The sequence below is a fragment of the Acaryochloris thomasi RCC1774 genome (assembly GCF_003231495.1).
Classification (GTDB): Bacteria; Cyanobacteriota; Cyanobacteriia; order Thermosynechococcales; family Thermosynechococcaceae; genus RCC1774.
Genome location: NZ_PQWO01000007.1, coordinates 150,177 through 171,126, shown reverse-complemented (window position 1 = coordinate 171,126; position 20,950 = coordinate 150,177). Strand labels below are relative to the sequence as shown.

General features: G+C 51.2%; 25 protein-coding genes and 1 riboswitch. Of the genes, 10 read left to right on the top strand and 15 right to left on the bottom strand.

Features of this window, described 5'->3' with window-relative positions:
- Window positions 1–35 precede the first annotated feature (35 nt).
- The 4 genes from C1752_RS13190 to C1752_RS13175 form a co-directional block, all read right to left on the bottom strand.
- Window positions 36–809: a precorrin-2 C(20)-methyltransferase gene (locus tag C1752_RS13190; protein WP_110986535.1), complete on the bottom strand. Its 774-nt coding sequence runs from the start codon at window positions 807–809 to the stop codon at window positions 36–38.
- A 48-nt stretch (window positions 810–857) separates the two neighbouring features.
- Window positions 858–2,078, bottom strand: a complete 1,221-nt coding sequence (locus C1752_RS13185; protein WP_110986534.1) for a DUF790 family protein — start codon at window positions 2,076–2,078, stop codon at window positions 858–860.
- A 98-nt stretch (window positions 2,079–2,176) separates the two neighbouring features.
- On the bottom strand, window positions 2,177–2,890 hold the full coding sequence (psb32, locus tag C1752_RS13180) for a photosystem II repair protein Psb32 (RefSeq protein ID WP_110986533.1): 714 nt from the start codon (window positions 2,888–2,890) through the stop codon (window positions 2,177–2,179).
- A 151-nt stretch (window positions 2,891–3,041) separates the two neighbouring features.
- The gene (locus tag C1752_RS13175; protein WP_110986532.1) at window positions 3,042–3,737 is read right to left on the bottom strand and encodes an HAD family hydrolase; all 696 of its coding nucleotides are present in this window, start codon (window positions 3,735–3,737) and stop codon (window positions 3,042–3,044) included.
- 153 nt (window positions 3,738–3,890) lie between these two features.
- On the opposite strand from C1752_RS13175, the gene C1752_RS13170 reads away from it, so the two are divergent.
- The 3 genes from C1752_RS13170 to C1752_RS13160 all read left to right on the top strand — a co-directional run bounded on the left by C1752_RS13170 (window position 3,891) and on the right by C1752_RS13160 (window position 6,609).
- Entirely contained in the window at window positions 3,891–4,439 is a 549-nt protein-coding gene (locus tag C1752_RS13170) for an NUDIX domain-containing protein (protein ID WP_110986531.1), read from the top strand.
- Window positions 4,440–4,609: 170 nt separating this feature from the next.
- Window positions 4,610–5,074 carry a DUF29 domain-containing protein gene (locus C1752_RS13165; protein ID WP_110986530.1) on the top strand — a complete coding sequence of 155 codons (465 nt, stop codon included), beginning with the start codon at window positions 4,610–4,612 and terminating at the stop codon, window positions 5,072–5,074.
- Window positions 5,075–5,088: 14 nt separating this feature from the next.
- Window positions 5,089–6,609, top strand: coding sequence for a DEAD/DEAH box helicase (locus C1752_RS13160; protein ID WP_110986529.1), 1,521 nt, complete (start codon window positions 5,089–5,091; stop codon window positions 6,607–6,609).
- 175 nt (window positions 6,610–6,784) lie between these two features.
- Window positions 6,785–6,871: riboswitch (cyclic di-GMP riboswitch) on the bottom strand.
- Window positions 6,872–7,101: 230 nt separating this feature from the next.
- Here the strand turns inward: C1752_RS13160 and thrC are convergent.
- The gene (gene thrC / locus C1752_RS13155) at window positions 7,102–8,193 is read right to left on the bottom strand and encodes a threonine synthase (RefSeq protein ID WP_110986528.1); all 1,092 of its coding nucleotides are present in this window, start codon (window positions 8,191–8,193) and stop codon (window positions 7,102–7,104) included.
- A gap of 357 nt (window positions 8,194–8,550) precedes the next feature.
- Between thrC and C1752_RS13150 the strand changes: the two genes are divergently transcribed.
- Both C1752_RS13150 and C1752_RS13145 read left to right on the top strand, forming a co-directional pair.
- Window positions 8,551–8,757, top strand: coding sequence for a hypothetical protein (locus C1752_RS13150; protein ID WP_110986527.1), 207 nt, complete (start codon window positions 8,551–8,553; stop codon window positions 8,755–8,757).
- 189 nt (window positions 8,758–8,946) lie between these two features.
- Complete coding sequence (locus C1752_RS13145) at window positions 8,947–9,483, top strand: hypothetical protein (protein WP_146242336.1); 537 nt, start codon at window positions 8,947–8,949, stop codon at window positions 9,481–9,483.
- Here C1752_RS13145 and bioD read toward each other — a convergent pair.
- Window positions 9,455–10,165, bottom strand: a complete 711-nt coding sequence (gene bioD, locus C1752_RS13140; RefSeq protein ID WP_110986525.1) for a dethiobiotin synthase — start codon at window positions 10,163–10,165, stop codon at window positions 9,455–9,457. The genes C1752_RS13145 and bioD overlap by 29 nt on opposite strands.
- A gap of 314 nt (window positions 10,166–10,479) precedes the next feature.
- On the opposite strand from bioD, the gene C1752_RS30415 reads away from it, so the two are divergent.
- The gene (locus C1752_RS30415) at window positions 10,480–10,587 is read left to right on the top strand and encodes a photosystem I reaction center subunit VIII (RefSeq protein ID WP_110986524.1); all 108 of its coding nucleotides are present in this window, start codon (window positions 10,480–10,482) and stop codon (window positions 10,585–10,587) included.
- 79 nt (window positions 10,588–10,666) lie between these two features.
- On the opposite strand, the gene C1752_RS13130 is transcribed toward C1752_RS30415, so the two are convergent.
- The 7 genes from C1752_RS13130 to C1752_RS13100 all read right to left on the bottom strand — a co-directional run bounded on the left by C1752_RS13130 (window position 10,667) and on the right by C1752_RS13100 (window position 14,271).
- A complete protein-coding gene (locus C1752_RS13130; RefSeq protein WP_110986523.1) occupies window positions 10,667–10,786 on the bottom strand; it encodes a photosystem II reaction center protein J in 120 nt (39 codons plus the stop codon).
- Window positions 10,787–10,868: 82 nt separating this feature from the next.
- Entirely contained in the window at window positions 10,869–10,985 is a 117-nt protein-coding gene (psbL, locus tag C1752_RS13125; RefSeq protein WP_110986522.1) for a photosystem II reaction center protein PsbL, read from the bottom strand.
- A 13-nt stretch (window positions 10,986–10,998) separates the two neighbouring features.
- Window positions 10,999–11,130 carry a cytochrome b559 subunit beta gene (gene psbF, locus C1752_RS13120; RefSeq protein WP_110986521.1) on the bottom strand — a complete coding sequence of 44 codons (132 nt, stop codon included), beginning with the start codon at window positions 11,128–11,130 and terminating at the stop codon, window positions 10,999–11,001.
- Window positions 11,131–11,138: 8 nt separating this feature from the next.
- On the bottom strand, window positions 11,139–11,390 hold the full coding sequence (gene psbE / locus C1752_RS13115) for a cytochrome b559 subunit alpha (RefSeq protein WP_110986520.1): 252 nt from the start codon (window positions 11,388–11,390) through the stop codon (window positions 11,139–11,141).
- A gap of 163 nt (window positions 11,391–11,553) precedes the next feature.
- A complete protein-coding gene (locus C1752_RS13110; protein ID WP_110986519.1) occupies window positions 11,554–12,564 on the bottom strand; it encodes a photosynthesis system II assembly factor Ycf48 in 1,011 nt (336 codons plus the stop codon).
- 73 nt (window positions 12,565–12,637) lie between these two features.
- Window positions 12,638–12,973 carry a rubredoxin gene (locus C1752_RS13105; protein ID WP_110986518.1) on the bottom strand — a complete coding sequence of 112 codons (336 nt, stop codon included), beginning with the start codon at window positions 12,971–12,973 and terminating at the stop codon, window positions 12,638–12,640.
- Between the two features lie 65 nt (window positions 12,974–13,038).
- Window positions 13,039–14,271, bottom strand: coding sequence for an amino acid permease (locus tag C1752_RS13100; RefSeq protein WP_110986517.1), 1,233 nt, complete (start codon window positions 14,269–14,271; stop codon window positions 13,039–13,041).
- A gap of 146 nt (window positions 14,272–14,417) precedes the next feature.
- Between C1752_RS13100 and C1752_RS13095 the strand changes: the two genes are divergently transcribed.
- Window positions 14,418–15,002: a pentapeptide repeat-containing protein gene (locus C1752_RS13095; protein ID WP_233501586.1), complete on the top strand. Its 585-nt coding sequence runs from the start codon at window positions 14,418–14,420 to the stop codon at window positions 15,000–15,002.
- Window positions 15,003–15,010: 8 nt separating this feature from the next.
- On the opposite strand, the gene C1752_RS13090 is transcribed toward C1752_RS13095, so the two are convergent.
- The gene (locus tag C1752_RS13090; protein WP_110986516.1) at window positions 15,011–16,240 is read right to left on the bottom strand and encodes a 4-hydroxy-3-methylbut-2-enyl diphosphate reductase; all 1,230 of its coding nucleotides are present in this window, start codon (window positions 16,238–16,240) and stop codon (window positions 15,011–15,013) included.
- 129 nt (window positions 16,241–16,369) lie between these two features.
- Window positions 16,370–18,184 carry a ShlB/FhaC/HecB family hemolysin secretion/activation protein gene (locus tag C1752_RS13085; RefSeq protein ID WP_110986515.1) on the bottom strand — a complete coding sequence of 605 codons (1,815 nt, stop codon included), beginning with the start codon at window positions 18,182–18,184 and terminating at the stop codon, window positions 16,370–16,372.
- 421 nt (window positions 18,185–18,605) lie between these two features.
- Here C1752_RS13085 and hemC point away from each other — a divergent pair, with 421 nt between their 5' ends.
- The 3 genes from hemC to C1752_RS13070 are packed head-to-tail and all read left to right on the top strand — an operon-like array spanning window position 18,606 to window position 20,943.
- The gene (gene hemC / locus C1752_RS13080; protein ID WP_110986514.1) at window positions 18,606–19,562 is read left to right on the top strand and encodes a hydroxymethylbilane synthase; all 957 of its coding nucleotides are present in this window, start codon (window positions 18,606–18,608) and stop codon (window positions 19,560–19,562) included.
- Window positions 19,563–19,577: 15 nt separating this feature from the next.
- A complete protein-coding gene (locus C1752_RS13075) occupies window positions 19,578–20,594 on the top strand; it encodes a carbohydrate kinase family protein (RefSeq protein ID WP_110986608.1) in 1,017 nt (338 codons plus the stop codon).
- Window positions 20,557–20,943 carry a DUF8632 family protein gene (locus C1752_RS13070; protein WP_233501585.1) on the top strand — a complete coding sequence of 129 codons (387 nt, stop codon included), beginning with the start codon at window positions 20,557–20,559 and terminating at the stop codon, window positions 20,941–20,943. Before C1752_RS13075 ends, C1752_RS13070 begins: the two co-directional genes overlap by 38 nt.
- The last annotated feature ends 7 nt before the right edge of the window (window positions 20,944–20,950 follow it).

Sequence of the window (20,950 nt, the reverse complement as noted above, 5' to 3'; positions counted from 1 at the left end):
CTCACAACCCTATTCTTTGAATCAGCTCCACCATTTTAGGTGCGAGACAGCCCTCTCGAGTTCGGCAATGCCTTTTCTTTAGTGACCTTGACGTGAATAATCAGCAACGAAAAGTAGGGCAGCTCAAGCTGGGGATAATTTTGTAAATTCTGATAAATTTGCTGTTGAGTAGTGCTGGCCTGAACGACGACATAACTGTGGGCCAAAAGCTGAGCCTGATCGAGCAAAGACCACACTTTCTGATAGACAGAGCCAACTTTCATCATCACAATCACTTCAGCCCAGGCCATGACTGCTGTTAGATCTTCTAGGCGGTAGAGAGCCGGTAAGACGGCAAGGCGATCTCGCTGTACGGTCAGAGGTAGGCCAGCCGCTGCTGCCGCTGCCATCGGTGAGCAGATTCCTGGGATCGTCTCGACTCTTGCCTGAGGGTATAGTGCTCGAACAGCTTGAGACAGATAGGTAAACGTACTATAAAAACTGACATCACCTTCACAGGCAAAGGTGACATCCCTTCCTTCCTTTAAAAACTGACCGACTTGTTCAGCAGCCCGATGCCAAGCCCGTTCCAGAGTGGATTGTTCTTGAACGTAGGGAAAAGAGAGAGGAAGCCGATGTTGGGAAGGACTGATCCAAGATTCAATAATCTGCTCGGCGATACCAGGCCCCCCTTTAATTCCTTCAGGGAAAGCAACAATCGGGGCTTGTTGAAGACAGCGCAGTCCCTTAATGCTAATGAGTTCTGGATCGCCGGGTCCAACCCCCACGCCGTAGAGACAGCCAAATTCAGGAGCAGATGCAGCGGACAATGTCTTTTACCTCCCGTGTAACTGATTGATCAAATCGTATGTCGATCTTCATGTCGCCGGCTCCAGCACCTCTAGCACGGCTTTGGGAGATAGCTTTGATTTAAACCAAATCATCTGGGCCGGTGTTCCTTCAACTTTGACGCCTGCTTTATCTAGGTTGAGGCGCTCAGAGATAGCTAGGATCAAATCGCTGCGATTGGCTTTACGGACCTGAGCGAATTTTTTTTGTAGATACTTAGAGCGCCAGTAACCGACGATTTCGAGTAAGAACGTCCGGCCATCGGGATGAACGAGACGGAAATCAGGAATCATGACACTCCCAGGAATCGGAATCAGATCGACCTCTCGTTCTAACTGCCATGGAGTCTTCGTTTTCTGCCACCGATCGGCAAAGCTTTCTTCTAGCATGCTGTCAAAAGGCTTTCCTGGCGGATAGTGGCTGGTCAGACTGCAGTCAGAGTTTAAGGCAAACTGACGGGTTCGGGTCGTTTTTGTATAGGTATCTCGGGTATTGATGGTTGCTGTTAGACTCCATTTGGTGACGTGGAGTAGCGCAGGCAGCAGCTTGGCTAAGGCCAAACCGTAACGTGTACTGGCTTTAAAAAGACTGGCAGGACCATCAATAGTGAGGGTGAATCCGTGGTCGGCATCCCCTTCAATGTAGGCCATCAGGCCAAACAGCTTGAGGTAGCGAAACAGCAGCTTATATTCTCCTGGATCATTACGGTGGGCGGTGAGAATAATCTGGCTAGCCCGGTAGAATACGCCTTGGACTTGAGAAAGATTATAGCGATGCAGCAGAGCTTCAGCAGTGGGAGCTTCAAATTGGGTCAAAATTTGATTGTCAGCGAGGTCGGCATAAAGGCCCTGGCGGACCTGCTCGGGATGAACATCATGCCCTAGACTTTGGGTGAGCTGATCGGCTACTTTCTCGAGGGTAATTTGGGTGGCTCGCGGGCTAGCAACGCTTTGTGCTGATAGCTGAAAGGTGCGCTGACGTAGATCTGGTGGCTCTAAAGGACTGATGGTTTCAAAGGTACTAAGCCCCGTCAAGATATGGGCCAGTCCTCGCTTGATGCGGTAGTTGGTGCTGTCGCCTTCTAGTTCTTGCAGGCGGTGGTTTAGACTGCCTTTGGTTTCGCCCTGGGCCAACTGAAAGCAGGTGATTAGGGTGGTTGCGATCGCAAGATTTTCTTCATTGAGCGCCAACCGTTTGGGAACAAGAGTCTCGCCACTATAGCGGTGCATCAATAAATCTGTGGGCAGCATAGCTAACGAACTTCTAGATTAGACTTCAAACAAAGCAACGATCCCCCGGACTTGAGGAATCGTTGCTGAACAATGAAAAGAGCAGATCGGTTTAGCAGCTACGGTCTTTGGTACATAAAATAAGTCACCATCGGCACAATGGTCGCTAGGGCCAACAGAACAACCACAATAATCGTGGCGTTGAAATCATTTGTTTCTTCCGAAGTCTTGTAGTTACGTTCGGGAAGCTGCGCGATTTCGACCACGGGTGGTCCAGGATCCGCGTTGCCTGCCAGGACAGCTTCAATTCGAGCCGCTGTATCTTGAAATGCCTGATTATAGTTGCCTTGGCGGACCGGAATCAGCAGAGACTCTAGCGCTAAGCTCTGCGCTAAGTCGTCTGGGATAGCATCTTTGGCCTGCTCACCGACGCGAATAGCAGCATCCTTTGTCTTCACGTCCAACAGTAATAAAGCTTGATTGCCCTGAAACTCAGCAGGGAACCACTCTTCGAAAAGCTCATCGGCAAACGCTTGTGGCGTCACGCCATAGTTTAGACCGCGAACCGTGACCATACGGACTTCGTTACCGGTTTGCTTCGCCACCTGCGAGAGAGTTTTGTTGACAGTTCGCGTAGCAATAGGACTCAAAAGGTTAGCTTCATCTGCGACCCAGTTGTTAGGATCAGCCGTGATGTTGGGGACATCAAGAACAGTGGTAGCGGCTAAGACCGGTGCCGTAATTAAGAGCTGAAGCCCCATCAGCAGGGCAGTGATGGCAACCATCCCTCGTCTTAAGCTGTAACCTTGACAGGCATTCCATATGTGTTTCATCCGGCTTATCCCAAATCGCTACGCAGGGTCTTTATTGAGTCTTTATTGAGTCGAGGATTATTGTCCTCAGAATAGAACCCCTATGTTTCAAAATACTATTGATAGAGGGTCTTTCGATCATCAATTGCCAAGATCGACGCGGCAAAAGCGATTAGACAGCTAGCAAACAGCGATCCAAGACCAGCTCTACAGCAGCAGCTAGATCAGACGCGATGTAGGTTGGGCCATATTGCTCGAACCGCTTGCGATCGCGAATCCCAGACAACACCCCAATCGCAGGCAGGCCCTGAGACTGCGCCGCAGCAATATCCGCCTCTGTATCACCCACCATCCAGGTGGAATAGGTGGTCGGCAGCTCTCGCATGGCTCGGGCCATCAGCAGAGGCTTATCTTTCGTATCAATCGTCTTCACGTAATCATTGGCGAGGCAGTAACGACGATCCAGCGGGAAAAAGCGTTCAAGATCATACCGCTGCAGAGCGTAATTTAGCTCTCGGGTGCGCCGCATGGTCATCACCACCAGATCAAACCCAGCCTGTTGCAGCATTTCCAAGGCTTCCACGGCCCCCGGCACCGGCGTATCGTACTGAAAGTACGGCATGGTGTGAACCGTATCTCGGCGTAGCTTAGAAAAATGGAAGGACTGATCGTCACTTAAACCCGATCTGATTGCAATTTGAGCCTCGGGAACTTGCGATCTCTTCAAAGACCAAAATTCTTGCTTCGTGAGCTGCCGCACCCGCTGCTCTGGCTGGCTGACTGCTGCCAAGCAATACTGATAAACCCTGTAGTAACGTTCAGAGACGTCAATAATAGGACCGTCAAAGTCAGTGATGAGTCTAGGCATAGGAAATTTTTATCGGCGAATGTAAACTTTTAATTATTTAATTCACACATTATATCATTGTCGATCGGCCTCTAATTCTCTCTTGTCCACCGCAATAGTGTCTGCAGGAAGATGTCGGCATAGAATAACGAAGTTGTTTGCAAGGGCTACATTTTGAAGTTTCAAAGCACACCCAACCGCTGTATTTCGCATCAGGGTGAACAGATCTGGATTAGTCGCAGCGTCACGGTCGTGCCGGTCACACTGTTTGTGGTCAGCAACGAGGAAGCCTACGTTCCGTTAGGGAAACGCGGGACAGACTTGCCGGACGAGCAGGGCAAGTGGGGACTTGCGGGCGGCTACTTAGACTATGACGAAACAGCCGGTGGGGCCGTCGTTCGAGAAATCTGGGAAGAATTGGGTATCGACATTCTGGCGCTACAGGAGAAGTATCGGTTCGAGGGCAACCTTGAGCAGCCGTACTTTGTCTACAGCGAGCCACTCCGTCGCCAAAATGTGACGCTCCGGTTCCCGTTGATGTTCTTCCTAGAGTCAGCAGCAGAGTTGCCCAAGCTGCAGCCCCAAGTTTCTAAGGGTGAAGTCGTTGACGCGCGGTGGTATGCCCTAAAAGATGCATTATCAATGCAGTTGGCTTTTAATCATCAAGATGTAATGCGCCAGTGTTTAGATATCCACTACCAAGGCATCTGGCCGTCGACGTAAAGAGACAAAATATAGAACGTGGTCAAAGCTATTGAATCAATCTCCCACGCATGTGGCTAAGCTTGAATACTGGCGTGAAACAATTGAACGAGAGATATGCCATTGGGTTTAGAGCTATGACCGCAGCATGTATGTCAGATTGGTGATAGTCGATAAGTCTGGCAATAAGTATGACCGGCACACAAATATCAACCACAGCTCACCAACAGATATACGAAACCGACTTTGTTGAATGGGTTGATAGAGCTGCGGAGTTATTAAAGCAGGGTAATTTTAGCGAGCTGGATATCGAACACTTGGTTGAAGAGGTGGAGGACTTGGGACGCAGCCAAAGGCAGGCATTGAAGAGCAACCTGAGAATTTTGCTTATACACTTACTGAAATGGCAATACCAATCTGATAAGCGGTCTAGTAGCTGGATCAGTACTGTCAACGAACATCGAGATCGCATTTATGATTTGCTTGAAGACAGTCCAAGCCTCAGAAACCGACTCTTAGAAGACTTTGCCAAAACCTACACACAGGCAAGAAAACGCGCGGCGAGCGAGACAGGGTTAGATATCAGCAAGTTCCCTGCTGAGTGTCTCTATGCACCGGAGCAGGTTCTAGATGATGAATACTGGCCCGAAATCTAAAGGCATTTTGGATAATGGCTCGCAATCCTACCCTCACCTACGATCGCGGCACGTTGATCCTGCATCCGCCCCCTCGGGGTAAAGACTGGCTCGACTTCGCGACTTGGGATGATCGGATTGAAAAGTTTCGCGTTCCGGCCATTGAATATCGGGCTTTGAAGGATGCGATCGCAACCTCCGATCCCCGCCTGATCGACCAAGCCAAAGCCTACAATACACTTGAGCTGTTTCAGGGCTTAGAAATGACGCCCTATCCGCATCAGCAGGAAGCATTAGCAGCTTGGCAACAGGCCCAAAAGCAAGGCGTCGTTGTCCTACCCACCGCAGCCGGGAAAACCTACCTAGCCCAAATGGCCATCCAGGCCACTCAGCGTTCGACTTTGATCGTTGTCCCCACCCTAGACTTAATGCACCAATGGTATGCCCACCTTGAGGCAGCCTTCCCAAATACAGAGGTGGGCCTATTGGGCGGTGGCTCTCGAGACCGGACTCCGCTACTGGTGGCAACCTACAATAGCGCTGCGATTCAAGCTGAAAACCTAGGTAATCTTTACGGGCTAATGGTGTTTGATGAATGTCATCATTTGCCCAGCGACTTTAATCGGGTGATTGCCGAAGGTGCGATCGCACCCTATCGGCTTGGCTTAACCGCCACCCCAGACCGTAGTGACGGCAGGCACGAAGACCTCGCGCAGCTCATTGGTCCCGAAATCTATCGAAAATCGCCAGAAGAGCTATCCGGTCTCGCCCTAGCCCAACATAAAATCATTCAGATTCAGGTGAAGCTCTCAACGCAAGAACGCCAAGACTACGAAAAACTCATCCACCTCCGCAATCAGTTCCTCCAGAAAAACAAAATTTATTTGGGTAGTCTTCAGGGGTGGCAAAATTTTGTCCGCGAAAGCGCACGTTCGAAATCTGGTCGGCGGGCGATGCTTGCCCATCGCAAAGCCAAAAGTATTGCCTTCGGCACAGAAGGGAAGCTGCGCGTTTTAATCGACCTACTGGCACAGCACGACCAGCAACAAACACTGATCTTCACCGACGACAACGCCACCGTTTATCAAATTTCCCAGAATTTTTTGATTCCAGCCATTACCCATCAAACACCTGTTAAAGAGCGCCACGATATTTTGCAGCGATTTCGATCAGGAGAATATCCTAGAATCGTAGCTTCCCGAGTCCTAAATGAAGGCGTGGACGTGCCTGCCGCCAGCGTTGCGATCGTCCTCTCAGGCACAGGATCTGCTCGAGAGTACATTCAGCGACTGGGACGCATCCTTCGAAAAGGGGAAGGTCCCAACAAACTCGCCCTACTCTATGAAGTCATCGCCGAAGATACAAGCGAAGAAGGTACGTCCCGTCGTCGCCGTCAAACTCAAAAAATATCTCAGCCACCCACTTCAGTCTCCCCTCTCTATCCGCAGGGGATTCAGAAAGCGCCACGCGCAGCAGACAATAGAAACAACAGTCCACCTACCGCCATTCCAGCAGAGGAAGGAAAAGAGCTTGGCTCAAATAATGACCAGCCATAGTAAAGCGAGGAGTCAAAACTCCTTAGGCTTACAGGTGATGAAGGTTAAGTCTATATTTAGTAGATCTAATCGAAAGCTGGCTCCAACATTTTGGTTTCCGATGGCCAGATTTCAATTACTCGTTCAAGATGCCCTGGAAATAGACTTTACCTTTTGTCAAAAAAAGTAAAGTCCCTTCGGAATTAATGACAGCCTTACCAATAAAAGCTTAGGCTCACTAATTTGCGCTTTGCCCTTTCGGGACAAGTTGCCTTTTCGAGGACTTGTCTGAGCTATACGGGGGGATCGATAGCCCACCTGAAAAAATTATAGACTGTTTTTCTCAAAATGGAAAAAAAATTCGAAAAAAGGTAGATAAAAATTTGTTTTATCGCCTTGACACACCGATATAGCTGGCTTTGAGCAATACTACAGCGAATTGAGGCTATTTATTGCCGATCCAGAGCAGCCAAAAGGTACTGTTCTTTCGAACCGCCCAGCTCGAGAGATTCTCTAGAGGTCCATAATGTTGGCAATCATTTCTAAATCAGGCGCAATACCTTGATGAAACTGATCGGTGTTTTGCTGCAAAGCGATGTCAGGATCCTTCAGGCCATTGCCCGTCAGCACACAAACAACAGTGGCTCCTGAAGGCACCTGATCTTTATGCTTCATTAAACCCGCAACCGATGCCGCACTCGCGGGTTCACAGAAAACCCCTTCTTGCTTCGCCAGCATTCGATAGGCGGCCAGAATTTCATCATCGGTAACGGGATTAAACTCTCCGCCACTTTCTTGCTGAGCTGCGATCGCAAGTGCCTTATTCGCAGGGTTGCCAATTCGAATCGCCGTGGCAAGGGTCTGGGGGTCTTCAACACGATGCCCGTGCACGAGGGGAGCCGCGCCAGCTGCTTGAAATCCCATCATTCGGGGTCGACGGCTACAGCGCTGCTCCTGATGATATTCGCAGAACCCGCGCCAATAGGCCGTGATATTCCCTGCATTTCCGACCGGAATACAGAGCCAGTCTGGCGCATCTCCTAAAGCATCGACGACTTCAAACGCCGCAGTTTTTTGACCTTCTATCCGGTAGGGGTTCAGTGAATTGACCAATGTGATGGGGTAAGCGTCCGCCATCTGCCGCACAATCTCTAAAGCTTTATCAAAATTGCCCTCAATGGCAATCACATCCGCGCCATAAACAAGTGCCTGCGCCAGCTTACCCATCGCCACGTAACCATCAGGAATAATGACAAAGGGTTTCAGCCCCCCTCGACTCGCATAGGCGGCAGCAGCAGCAGAGGTATTTCCTGTGCTGGCACAGATCACGGCCTTGGCACCCGCCTCTTTCGCCTTAGAGACGGCCATCGTCATGCCCCGATCTTTGAAACTGCCGGTGGGGTTGAGACCGTCATACTTCACGAAGACCTCAACCTGTTTCCCGATTTCAGCAGCAACAGAAGGGACTGGAATGAGAGGCGTATTGCCTTCGTTAAGCGTGACCACCGGTGTCTCTGCGGTGACAGGTAAATACTGCCGATAGGTCTCGATCAGCCCTGGCCAATACTGAGGCATCGTTTTAGGAATAGACAGACTTGGGGTCACAGTACGTTCGATTCTAAAGTTGTCAGAAGTTTGCTGGGCTACTTGCGGCAGAGACCACTTGCGGCCAAACGCTCGAAAGCAAGAGAGAGTATATTTTCAAGTCTACCTTGATTGAGGGAAAGCATTAGACCCAAGCCATCTACAGCTAGATCAATACTAAAGTTAATATGCCCAAGCATTGACATATTGTTGACGGATGCTACCCTCTGGATGGGTTCTACCCACAGACGAAATCTCATCCTTGTTAACGGACCCCTGTGCCATTCACGGCAGTTGATGCAAATTGACACATTGAATGAAACATTCCGTTACGTTTCGAGATAGTATTAGGTTACTCAGACATGTGAGTGAGTAAAAATGACTAGTCAAACATTAATTTCTAAACCTTTAGATCAAGAGGTTTCATCTCCGTCTGGTTCTGATAAAGAGCTAGCGGCTGATGGCCGAGTTTTAAAATCTGTTAAAACGCTCTATTGCTCTAATCATCAAGAAGAGTTTCTTGATATCAGTGCTCAAATCGAGTCTTTGCTTGCAGAGTTACAGACTTTGCCCGCTAAGCCATAAGTCTAGAGTTTAGAGCTTTAAGATCTCCATGATCTCGGAACTCTAAACAAAGTTTAGGCATTGAATCCCTCCAAAAAGCTCCAGAGGCCGACCTCTGGAGCTTTTTGTGCTTACTCGGACTGGCTTCTTCACTCAGTAAGGCCCATTTGAGGTCTGCTACCCTACGAAGAGAACGTCACGACCACGCTTATGCTGAGATCCCATTTCATCGATGACGCTGGGTTTAATGCAGCCCAGTCTTCTAGCAACGATAGCTGGAGGAGGCTGCGGTACGAAGATAGCTATCCCTGCCCATTTTGTCGTCAAGGACAAATCTGCGGTTTGTACTTAATGGAGGTTTTCTCCTGTAATCTTTGCGATCACATCTTTTCCAGCAATCTACCTCAGCAAACATTAACCCTTGAGACAGGCGCAGGCCCCCGAGCAAAACAGTGGCGCTGGTACGGCGATCGCTGGCAGCCAGAACGCCAGAGCACAGGCAAGCTAACGATGGGACTGCAGGCACTCAGTATCGCCATCATTCTGCTACCCACCGCCCTGATCAGCATATCTGGCTACATGTTTCCGCCACTCCCAACCCAGGCATCCATAGGATTTCCCATACTATGGGCCGCATTAACCGGTGCTTCTCACCTTGCTTTAGTACTGTGGTTTTGGCTCGAATACTATCAAATCTCAGTGTGGGTGATTCTAAGGGTCAGACTCCAGCGATGGCGGTGGGCATAGAAGTCTTAGAGAGCAAAAGCTCTAGATTCAGCTGTTTTGCAGCCACCGCCAACCGATCAAGGTTCGACCAATCCTCAAGATAAGGCAGCATCCCTAAGATTGGCACCTGGGTCAAAGCCTGCAGTAAATCAATGGGCGCCCAGTTCGCAATCTGCTCAGCCGTTCTCGGTTCCACGCAGTTGAGCACAATGCCGCGCAGGGTAACACCCGCCTGGCGAGCCAGCGCTACATTCGCAACCGCCTGACCAATAGCCCCCAGCCGCACTGGAATCACCAGCACAGTCGGCAGTCGCCAATCCCGAGCCAGATCAGCCACGGTCAATTCTCGCGTGAGGGGCGACCCCAGACCGCCCACCCCTTCAAGCAGCACCTGCTCATGAGACTGCTGCAGCATCTGTAGCGTTTGCCAAGCCAAACCTAAATCAATAGTCTTGCCCTCCTGCAGCGCTGCAATGGGAGGAGCCAACGGCTCCTGAAAACGCAGAGGGTTGACGGTCTCTAAAGGTTGAGTCAGCTCAAAGGAACGCTGGTAATGTTCACCATCCCCCATCCCTGACTGCAAAGGCTTACAGATAGCCCAGCGCTGATGAGCTAGATACTTTTGCTGGTAAGCCAATAGTGCAGAGGTGACAACAGTTTTGCCAGCATCGGTATCGCTACCGCTAATCAATAACGTGGACAAAGCGGGGATCTCCTAAACATGTGTTTATCAGTCCGTATATCGAAAATCAGAGAGGGGATCATGACGACAAGCAGAGTAGCATTATCCAATTATTGTGAATAATTGCAGACGGCCTGCAGTATCACACCACGCCAGGAATCAAACGTTTCTACCCTAAGTAGCTCACAGTTTATAACGATTGACTTGATTCGAGGGCGTTAGACAGTAATAATTAGGACAAGTCTGAGTCAGGCTGTGAATAAGGCACCCATGCCTTTCTACTGTCTTAGACAAGGCTCACTTGAGACTTGTTCTTTATCAATAGGATTTTCGTTATGCTCAGTGATATTCTCCCCAGCATTATGGTTCCATTGGTTTGCCTGGTTGGTTTTACCGTATCAATGGCTGCTTTCTTCTACTACGTTGAAGGAGACGCGGCGTAGACAGACGACAATATTTTTAGCAAAATAAAACGCCGTTCGCTAACTACGAACGGCGTTTTATTTATAAAGTGAGCTTCTGCTACATTGAAGAGCCAATTCCAGCATAGGCACCGTAAAAGAAGATACCCATAATTGTAATGAGGCCAGTTCCCACAATGGTACCTACTAGCCATAAGGGCAGTTTTCCATCTTCGAACACAGATTTTTCCTCCTAATCCAGTCGGGCCGATAAAGTTATGAACAATTAAATAAATGCCAATCTCATGGCTCAGACGATGAGATTAGTTGAAAAAGTAGCTCGACATGAGCAAAGACAGAACGAAAACAAGCAACAAGCCAAGGAAGAGAGACGTTCGGTTTAGCTCTACGGGCTGTCGATTGGGATTTGGTGTCGCCATTGATGTAAAAATCCTATCGCTGAATAAACTGCATGGCTGCGATCGCACCCAAGAAAAATGTGGAAGGCACCCCTAATGTATGGACCGCTAACCATCGAACGGTGAATACAGGGTAAGAAACGGGTTCTTTTAGTCTACTTGTCATTGCTTTTATTAAAGTCCCTTTGTAAATTCGTTAATCTGTTGCTTCCCTTCATAGCGGTCTGAGACCAAGGGAACCTCTTGACGAGCTTGAGTAAAGTATTCATCAGGCCTAGGTGTGCCGAACACGTCGTAGGCTAAACCTGTCTGCACGAACAACCAACCCGCAATAAACAACGCGGGGATCGTGACGGTATGAATAATCCAGTAACGAATACTGGTAACAATATCTCCGAAAGGTCTTTCTCCAGTTGAGCCAGCCAATTCAAGAACCTCCTATCAACACAGGCATGTTACATATCATACGAGACCGCAGAACCTCCCACAAGTAAAAGTTTAGGGAAATCCAATGATCGGTGATTGCGAGGGTCTTTGACTGAACTTTTTCCCAGGAAAAAGCTATCGCCAGGGCACCTCGCGTTCGCGTCTAAGCCGCTTGGGAATTTCCGCCAATATAGCGCAGCAGGACGCCGGACTGCCCGGTAATAAACCCGCGCTCAGGGGAAACAAAGATCACCTTAAAGAGACTGCTAGGAATGTTATCAACCGTCACGTCTTGCTCCCAAGTCTCGCCGTTATCGGTACTGCGCAACAGCGTGCCGCTGCCCCCCGAAGCCCAGAGTTCATTGGGGGTCCGATAGGCTAGATCAAGAAGGCCGATCCCGCCTGAGTTCGGACGAATGGGTTCGCTCCATTCTTCTTCGCCACCGAAGGGTGTCCCTTCGCTGAGCTGAATCTGACCGCCTCTACTGAGCATCCAAAGCTGATTATTGGTGTCAAAGCCCATGCGCTGCAGCTTGCGCGAATCGTTACGATTGTAAGGCTCCCAGGCTCTCATGCCGGGTTGCCAGATAGAGTAGTAGTTGCCGCGTTCTGAGACGGCAACATACTGACCGCCAGGTGAGCGGCGAATGTTGCGGGTGATTCCCACCGACTCGATCACTTTGGCATCCCAGTGCTGAGCACCATCATTGGACTCGTAAATTGCGCCCTGATCGGTAGCCATTTCAACAGAGTCACGCCCCAGAGCTGTAATAACCTTAGGAATACCCGGCAGCTTGGCGCTCAGGCCAATCTTTGACCAGGATTTACCGCCGTCAGTGGTGTGCAGCAAGAGTGCAGGCTCACCAGCAATCCAGCCTTCGTCACCAGAAAAGCTGATAGACGTCAATCGATACTCAGAATCTCCTAGCTCGAGGGAGCGAGGTTCCCAAGACTTGCCGCCGTCGAAGGTCTCCAGCAGGGTTGATTCGCTTCCCACCAGCCAACCGTGATCGTCGGAGATGAAGTCAACGTCCAAAGGACTGGCCTCTGTGGGCAGGGTCACGGGCTCCCAGGACAATGTCTCAACCGCGGGCAGAGACTGACAGGCAGCACAGAGCACAACGGCTGCCAGCAGCATTGTCGTTCGTTGTAAAAATTTCAGTATCGATCGCATGATTTTAAGGGCGGATGGCGAAGCCATTTCAGGAAAACAAATTTTAAGATATTAAGCCTTAAGGTCAGGGGCCTTAGCCTAGGCTATAGAAGCTTAGCAAGAACAAAGCCAAGAGACCCAATACGCTAAAGATGAGTAGATTTTTTTTACCGGGCGTCAGCGAATTGACGCCGATGCCATAGCCAAGGTTCTCTTGAAAACCTGAGGGGGCGCCCACTGATCCAATATCCATAAACTGCTTGGTCTCGGCCCGACAGACGGGGCAAGTCCAGTCTTCAGGGAGTTCTTCAAAGGGTGTCCCCACCGGGATATCGCGCCGACTATCGCCTTCCTTGGGTTCGTAAACGTAGCCGCAAGACTTGCACTCATAGCGCTTTAGGGAAGTGTTGGTTTTTGTCTCACTAGACATGGCTTGACGCTTCTTGTAGGTTTTGATCTTCAGGTTAAATTATGACATGAAACTTAACCTTTGCCTCAGAGAGGGGAGCTGAGCAGGTGGGTGGCAATCACAGTGGTGGAACAGAGCAGCATCAAAGCTAGGCTGAAGTTCCCACCGGGGAGCAGGTCGGGGGCATTTGGGGCCTGCCGCCGCTGCTTCCAGGCCATCACGGTGGGGAAGATACCGCCCAAAATCGTAATACTGAAGGTGCCAACATAGTCGAGGGCGGTAAAAAAGATAGCGGGATTCAAGGTGGCTAGGCTGAGAGTGGGGATCAGGGTCAGTGCATATAGCGGTAGACGAGGCGCTTCTGCTGACCACAGATCTTGAAAAAGATCGAGGAGTCCGTAGGTGAAGCCAATAAAGGAGGTTGCGATCGCAACCACTGAAAAAACCGCAATCAAATCCCCCAGAGCGGCACCACGATACTGCCTCTGCAGCACCATCAACGGATCAAACAGACTATCTTGAAGGCCATCGGGCACAATGCAGCAAAGAATCACGGCATTCCACAACAGGAACATTGCCAAGGGGATAGCAGATCCCACGACAATGGACTGACGAATCTTGCGAATGTCTCCCTCTAAGCGAGTGGTCACCACCGGGATCACGTTGTGATAGAACAGCGCCACCAGCATCACTGAAACAGCAGGAGGGGCAAGCTGCCAGTGCTGGAGCTGGACCTGACTCGGATCCGCCAGCCGCACTCCGAACAACAGCAAGCCGAAAAATGAGCAGAGAATCAGACCCACCAGGATCGAATTGAAGGTCTCAACCCAACCCGTTCGCCCCCAGCACACGAAACTACCGAGGGGAAGCGTAAACCCCAAAATCCCCATCCAAGTGGGGAAAGACAACGACACAAGAGGCTGAAGCGCAGTGACGAGAATATCGCCGCCCTGAGCCGCATAGGCCACCAGTAGGGCATAGTGCAGAAATAGATAGGCGACCGCTGCAGTCCAGGCCATTGCCTTGCCCAGGGTAGAGTCAATCATCGCCAACAGCCCCAGCCCTGGACGACCCACAACGCAAAGAGTCTGTACATTCACCTCCACAATTAGTAAGGCCGCCGCTAAGGCATAGAGCCACACTCCGAGCAGCATCACCGTAGACGGAATCACGCCCGCCCCCACCGTCACCGCAGGTAGCGCCAAAATCCCGGCCCCCACCGTGGTTCCCGCAATCAGAGCGGTGCAACCCCATTGACTGCCGGGTCGATGCTTCAGGCCATCTTGGCGGAACTCAAGATTTGAGAATAGACGACTCATCGAGCAATCCTACGTTTTGTCTCCAAGTCAAAATTCACCGTCTGACGCCCCCTATAATTGTCGGCGTTGCGCTGTTGACAGCGGACTCAAAGCCGCGCCAGCAAGAGACATCGAGCATAACTCCGGCACTTGAACGAGGTGGATAGATGACGAACATTGTGAAAAAAGCTGTGTTGCTAGTAATGATGGTTTTGCTGTGGAGCTTGCCGATGGGGGAAGCCAGCGCCGATCAGATCAGCCTGACCCCCGTCTCTCGGGCCGCGATTAAAAACATTCAAGTCCTGCGCAAAGACGCCAATTGCGAAGGCTGTGATCTCGAAGGCATCCGGCTCCGCAAAGAGAATCTGCAGGGGGCCAACCTACAGGAGGCAAAACTCAAGAATGCCACGTTTACGCTCAGTGATTTAAGCAATGCCAATCTAGAGGGCGCAAATCTGCAAAGCCTCAAAATCGAAGAGTCAACCTTAGCTGCCGCAAATCTTGCCAACACAAATCTTGCCACCGCCAACCTCAATGGGGCAGATCTAAGTGACGTTAATTTAAGCGGTGCGAATTTACGAGGGGCAACTCTAAACGGCACGAACCTCAAAGGCGCAAACCTCGAGGGTGCATTGCTCAGAGCCACAAATCTCAGGGGTGCCCAGGTCGATTTAGCCGACCTTGAGAGAGCCATACTCTGCAATACAGTGATGCCAGACGGCTTTTTGCGTTCCCGTGACTGTGGCTCTTAGAGGTCGTTTCAGGCGTTTGAAACCAGCTCTACAGTTTTATTTTTAAGCTCAAAGATTTTCTCAACAACATCTGAGACCACCTTGTCGGGGGTCGAGGCTCCAGACGTGACGCCCACAACAATGGGGCCGTCTGGTAGCCAGCCCTCTGTAACCGTTAGGTCTTGATTGAGGGGTTGATGCTCAATGCGATTGCCAGGACCGAGCCGAGCCGCACTATCGATGTGATAGGAGGGAATATCTCGCTCGATTGAAATCTCTTGGAGGTGAGTGGTGTTAGAGGAGTTGAACCCCCCAATCACCATCATCAAGTCAAGGGGCTGATCTACGAGTTCAAACATGGCATCCTGACGCTCCTGTGTGGCGTCACAGATGGTGTTAAAGCTCAAGAAATGCTGATTGACTTCAGCGGGACCATACTTGCGCATCATGGTGCGCTCAAACAGCTTCCCGATCTGCTCAGTTTCCCCTTTGAGCATCGTGGTTTGGTTGGCAACCCCCACCCGCACTAAGTCGATATCAGGGTCAAAGCCAACGGAGTGAGCACTGGCAAATTTATCAAGGAATTCTTGACGACGCCCTGCTGGATCCAAAATATAATCGGCAACGTACTGCGCTTCTTCTAGGTTAAGGACCACCAGATATTTATCGGCAAAGGAGCTAGTAGCAATGGTTTCTTCGTGCTTATATTTGCCGTGGATAATGGAGGTGTAGTCCCCTTTTTTATGCTTTTCTACAGAGTTCCAGACTTTAGACACCCACGGGCAGGTGGTATCCATGATTGTGCAGCCTTTATCGTTGAGCAACTGCATCTCTTGAACGCTGGCACCGAAGGCGGGCAGAATCACAACGTCACCATTGCCTTCTACGACAGAGAAATCTTTCTCTCCTGTTTCCAGTACCGGAATGAAGTCCACGTTCATGTCACGCAGGTTCTGATTAACGGAAGGGTTATGAATAATTTCGTTGGTGATCCAGATCCGTTCGGTGGGAAACTGACGGCGAGTCTCGTAGGCTAGTGCGATCGCACGTTCGACACCCCAACAAAAACCGAAGGACTCTGCCAGGTGAATGGTGACCTCTCCTCGCTGGAGAAAATAGTTCTGCTCTCGGATCTGTTGAATCAGATTGCTGTTATATTCACGGTGCAGCAGATCGGTGACCGCCGCCTCATGGCCAAATCCTCGGCGATGGTACTGCTCAGACTGATGAAGGGATCGCTTAAAGGCCTTAGTATCCATGTATATATTCCAGGTCGCGTCAGATTAATATACGTCTATACGTCGATGAGCGAAGTATTACAAAATTGGCCTAGTTTTGATCGGCCAATATGACCATCTTAAGGCCTCTAGAGTCGATGTCGCTGTACATCAGAATAAGGTCGCGTTGATCGAAAAGAACACGCGGCTGTTGTCAAAACCACTCGACTCTGTTCCCACCTCCGTAAACGGTACACCCCAATCTAATCGCGCAGTGATGCGATCGTTCCACTGCCAGCGTAGACCCACACCCCCCGCAAACAGAGTATTCGAGCCGTCAATACTGCGGTCTTCTCCGATATTCGAACCATATCCAACATCGATAAACGGAACAACATGAAGAATCCCCTGCCGCCTAGCAACCCTCAGAATAGGGATTCGAACCTCAGCAGACCCAAAAACACCATTGTCTACCAACAATAAATCCTGCCGGAAGCCGCGCACGCTATCTCCGCCGCCCAAGCCAAACTGCGCCAGAGAGGGCAGAGGGCGATCTGCAAACTGAAGATTAGATCGCAGCAGCACCAAGGTGTCAGGCGCAAGACGTTTCACCCATTGGGCCTGTCCCCGCCAGAGAAAAAACTGCCCGTCGGGAGACTCTAGGTTATCCGTCGCCCCCAAAGCATCGAGTCCCAGCGCGAACTCAGACCGCAGAGCCAGCACCGTCTTTTGATCGCGTTTTGTAAATTCTTGAGCAAACTTAAGCTCCGTCACCTTTGTCTGCCCAGACGCGTCAGAACCAGAGCCAGGAAACGGAAAATCAATGCGTTCCCCGGTCAAAGGATCTGCAATGGAAGTCTCGCTTTCACGGCGGCCAAAGCTCAGACCTAGGGCAAACTCTTGGTTGGGCCGACGCAAAATAGGCTGGCGATAGGCCACATTGAGATCTCGCGATACGCCCCTAATACTGAGCAGATCAAAGGGTTCTTCAATCACTCGGCTCCAAGCTTGACTGAAATTTACGCCCACCGTGCCGTTGCTAGCATTGACCGGAACGGTGTAGCTGACATTCACTTGATTACTGCCGTCGGTGTTGGCATAGGCCAAGCGAGCTGCATCCCCGAACCCGAATAGATTGAGCTGCTCCACCTGAATTTGGCGCTGGAAGCTGCCAATGCTGGGAGATCGCAAGTTATCTAGCCCAACTTGCACACTGAAACTATCGGCCTCCGTGACCGCCACCTCGAGCAAACTTAAACCGGGTTGGGCACTGGCCGACAGCTCAGCCGACAAATTATCAATCAAAGGGTCAAGCTGCAGGAGCTGCAGCGCCTCCAACAGGCGATCAACCTTCAGTGGGGACCGTCCCGCTCGCCGCAGACGCCGTCTGACATAGCTGGAGTTCAGGCGATTGTTGCCCGTGATGCGAATATCTTCAAGGGAACCTTCAATCACTTGAATAGTGACGGTATCTTCTTCAATCACCTGATCAGCCGGGATAAAAGCCCCCGACGTAGCGTAGCCATTATCCACATAAAACTTGGTAACGGCTGACCGAGCCTGTAATAACTCCGCAAAAGTGACCGGACGGTTCGTAAACGGCTCCGTTACCTTAGCTAGCTCAGCCTCAGTAAAAACAGTACTGCCCACAACGCGGAAGGCTTTAACCGTGATCTGCCCAGGGATTCCAGGTAAATCTGCCGGAGGGGCTTGAGGCGTAGGTGACGGCAGGAGTTCCTCTGGAGGCGGGAGCGGCTCCTCTCGGGGCAATACTCGAGGGGGCACAGGTTCCAGTGGAGGGCGTAGAATAGGGTTGAGACGATCTAGCTCGTCAGGTGCATCTTCAGGCAATAGGCCATCAGGAATTCCACCTGGCGCTTCAGGCCCCGGTGGCGTTTGCGCCAAAGCGGTGCTGCCAAGACAACAGAAGCACAGCAGATAGCTTTGGCAAAGTCGGAGAATGATCGAAAACGACGCAGGTTGCATGAACGAGCCTCAGCAAAGTTGGTAGAGTCCTATAACGCACCGTGAGAAAGGCTGCCGCAAACTTGAGCAGCACCACGAGCTGACCTTGGAGGAGTTGAGCTTGAACGTTCTAATGAACGAGAGTCGCAGATATCACTATAGATTCAACGTAAACGCTTCTGACCCATGACATCGTTCCCTGAATTAGGAACTGAGAGCGCAAAACATCATGATGAATCTCGTAGTTTAGATTACATCATGATTGCGCAGGGCCACGGTCTCAGTAGCAGCTTCTGAAGACCCATCTGCCTTTCAGGCCCTAGAAACTCTGTCTGGGGGCTAACATCTTCTGTGAGGTGTTCCCCGGAATTCTGTAAGCTGGTTTTAAGTCAATCTTTAAAGGATTGGCCGTCCAATATCCTGGTCGTAACTTTAAACATCTATGTCCGCCCCTAGCTCCACTATTCGTATTGGTTCCCGTAAGAGCCAACTGGCTTTAGTTCAGACACACTGGGTTCAAGGCGAACTCCAGCGACTTTATCCCGACCACACCTTTGAAGTCTGCACAATGAGCACGCAGGGCGACAATATCTTAGATGTAGCGCTGGCGAAGATTGGTGATAAGGGTCTGTTCACCAAGGAGCTAGAGGTTTCCATGCTCAAGCAGGAAACTGATTTGGCCGTTCACTCCCTCAAGGATTTACCCACAATGCTGCCTGAGGGGTTGGGATTGGGCGTAATTACCGAGCGCGTTGACCCCGCAGACGCTTTGGTGGTTCACGCCGACTATCAAGAATATAAAATTGAGACGCTACCGGCAGGCAGCGTGATTGGGACTTCTTCTTTACGGCGTTTGGCCCAGCTTCGCTACCATTACCCGCACTTGGAGTTCAAAGATATTCGGGGCAATCTAAACACGCGGCTCGGCAAGCTAGATGCCGGAGAGTATGACGGCATTATTTTGGCAGTGGCCGGTCTACAGCGCCTAGATTTTGGCGATCGCATCCATCAGGCCATCCCAGCAGAGATCTCGCTCCACGCCGTCGGCCAAGGCGCTTTGGGGATTGAATGTCGAGAGGGTGACGAAGAAATTTTGTCAATCTTACAGGGCTTAGCCCACCAGCCCAGTACGCTTCGCTGCCTTGCCGAACGCTCTTTTCTGCGAGAACTAGAGGGCGGCTGCCAGGTTCCCATTGGCGTCAACACCAGCTTTGAGGGCGATCAGCTAACGCTTGTGGGTATGGTGGCCAGCCTAGACGGTAAGCGATTGATCAAAGATCAGGTGACCGGTACCGATCCAGAAGCGCTGGGCAGTGAACTGGCAGCAAAGGTGCGGGAGCAGGGTGCTCAAGAGATCCTTGATGAGATCTTTGCTGAAGCCCGTCAAAACGCACAATAGCCCTTGGTCGTTGATGTGCAGAACAGTCCTCAGGTTCTCTGTTTAGGGGAAGTTCTGTGGGACTGCCTCGCCGATCAGCTAGGACGGCCCTTCACTGAAGTCAAATCTTGGACGCCCTACCCAGGTGGCGCACCTGCGAACGTTGCCTGCGCCCTGGCCAAGCTGGGAACAACGGCGGGTTTCATCGGGTGCCTGGGACAGGACCGCTGGGGGCAGCAATTGATAGAGCTGCTTGACCAACATCAGGTGGATCGAACGGGCATCCAGCAGCGGGAGGAGCCCACGCGCCAAGTCTACGTGACGAGATCAGAGGCAGGCGATCGCATCTTCTCGGGGTTTGGTGACCATCAAACCACCGACTTTGCCGATGCCTATCTACAGGCGGATGCCCTGCCTGAGTCTTTATTCGCAACGGCAGACTACCTCGTGATGGGCACCCTAGCGCTGGCCTATCCAGAGACCTGTGGCGCAATTGTTCAGGCGCTGCGGCTGGCCCAGAAGCACCGTGTCAAGGTTTGGATCGATATCAATTGGCGGCCGATGTTTTGGCCTCAGCCGACGTTAGCCAAACCCATGATTTTGGATCTGCTCCAGCAGGTCCAAATGCTAAAGCTGTCAGAGGAAGAAGCGCAGTGGCTTTTCAATACAACCGATCCAGAACAGATTGCCCGAGAATATCCGCAGGCGGGGGTGCTAGTCACGGCAGGGGCAAAAGGATGTCGGTATAAAATCTCGGCTTGCTGCGGCCACACAGAGGCCTTTCGAGTTCCCGTTGTCGATACGACAGGGGCAGGTGATGCTTTCTTAGCCGGTTTTCTGCATCAGTGCTGTGCGCGAGACTTTCATTATCATGGAGATTTCCAGGATGCCTCTCTGCTCAAGGAGATGATTCGATATGCTAGTGCTGTGGGTGCGCTGGCTACGCTCAAGCCAGGTGCGATCGCATCTCAGCCCACCGCAGCCGAAGTCCAATCGTTCCTAGACGCTCACCACCGTGATTCCTGTCGCTCATCCCAGCTTGAATCGTCTTGATCCCCCTGTCCCTGAGCATCCCTGGCCCACAGGGTATATTTTCCAGAGTTCGGGACAGCAGTTTAGCTATCGGGTGATTGGCCCCTGCTGTCGTCTCTACGACCGCGAACAGCTCCCTTGGCCCTGCTGCCGCCTGCAGTGGCACAGCAAAGAACCAAGCTGGCGGCGGATTGGTCGTCGCTTAGTAGTCGATATGGCGACGCGTCGCTATGCCTCTTATTGCGTTGAGCTTTTAAACTACGGTCAGCCAGGGGCTATTTTTGTGATGACGCTGTACACCACGAAGCTCACGTCTGAAGCGCAGAGCTGGTGGTGTACTCGGTTAAAGGCGGCGAAGCCAGAGCGCTGAGCTGCAC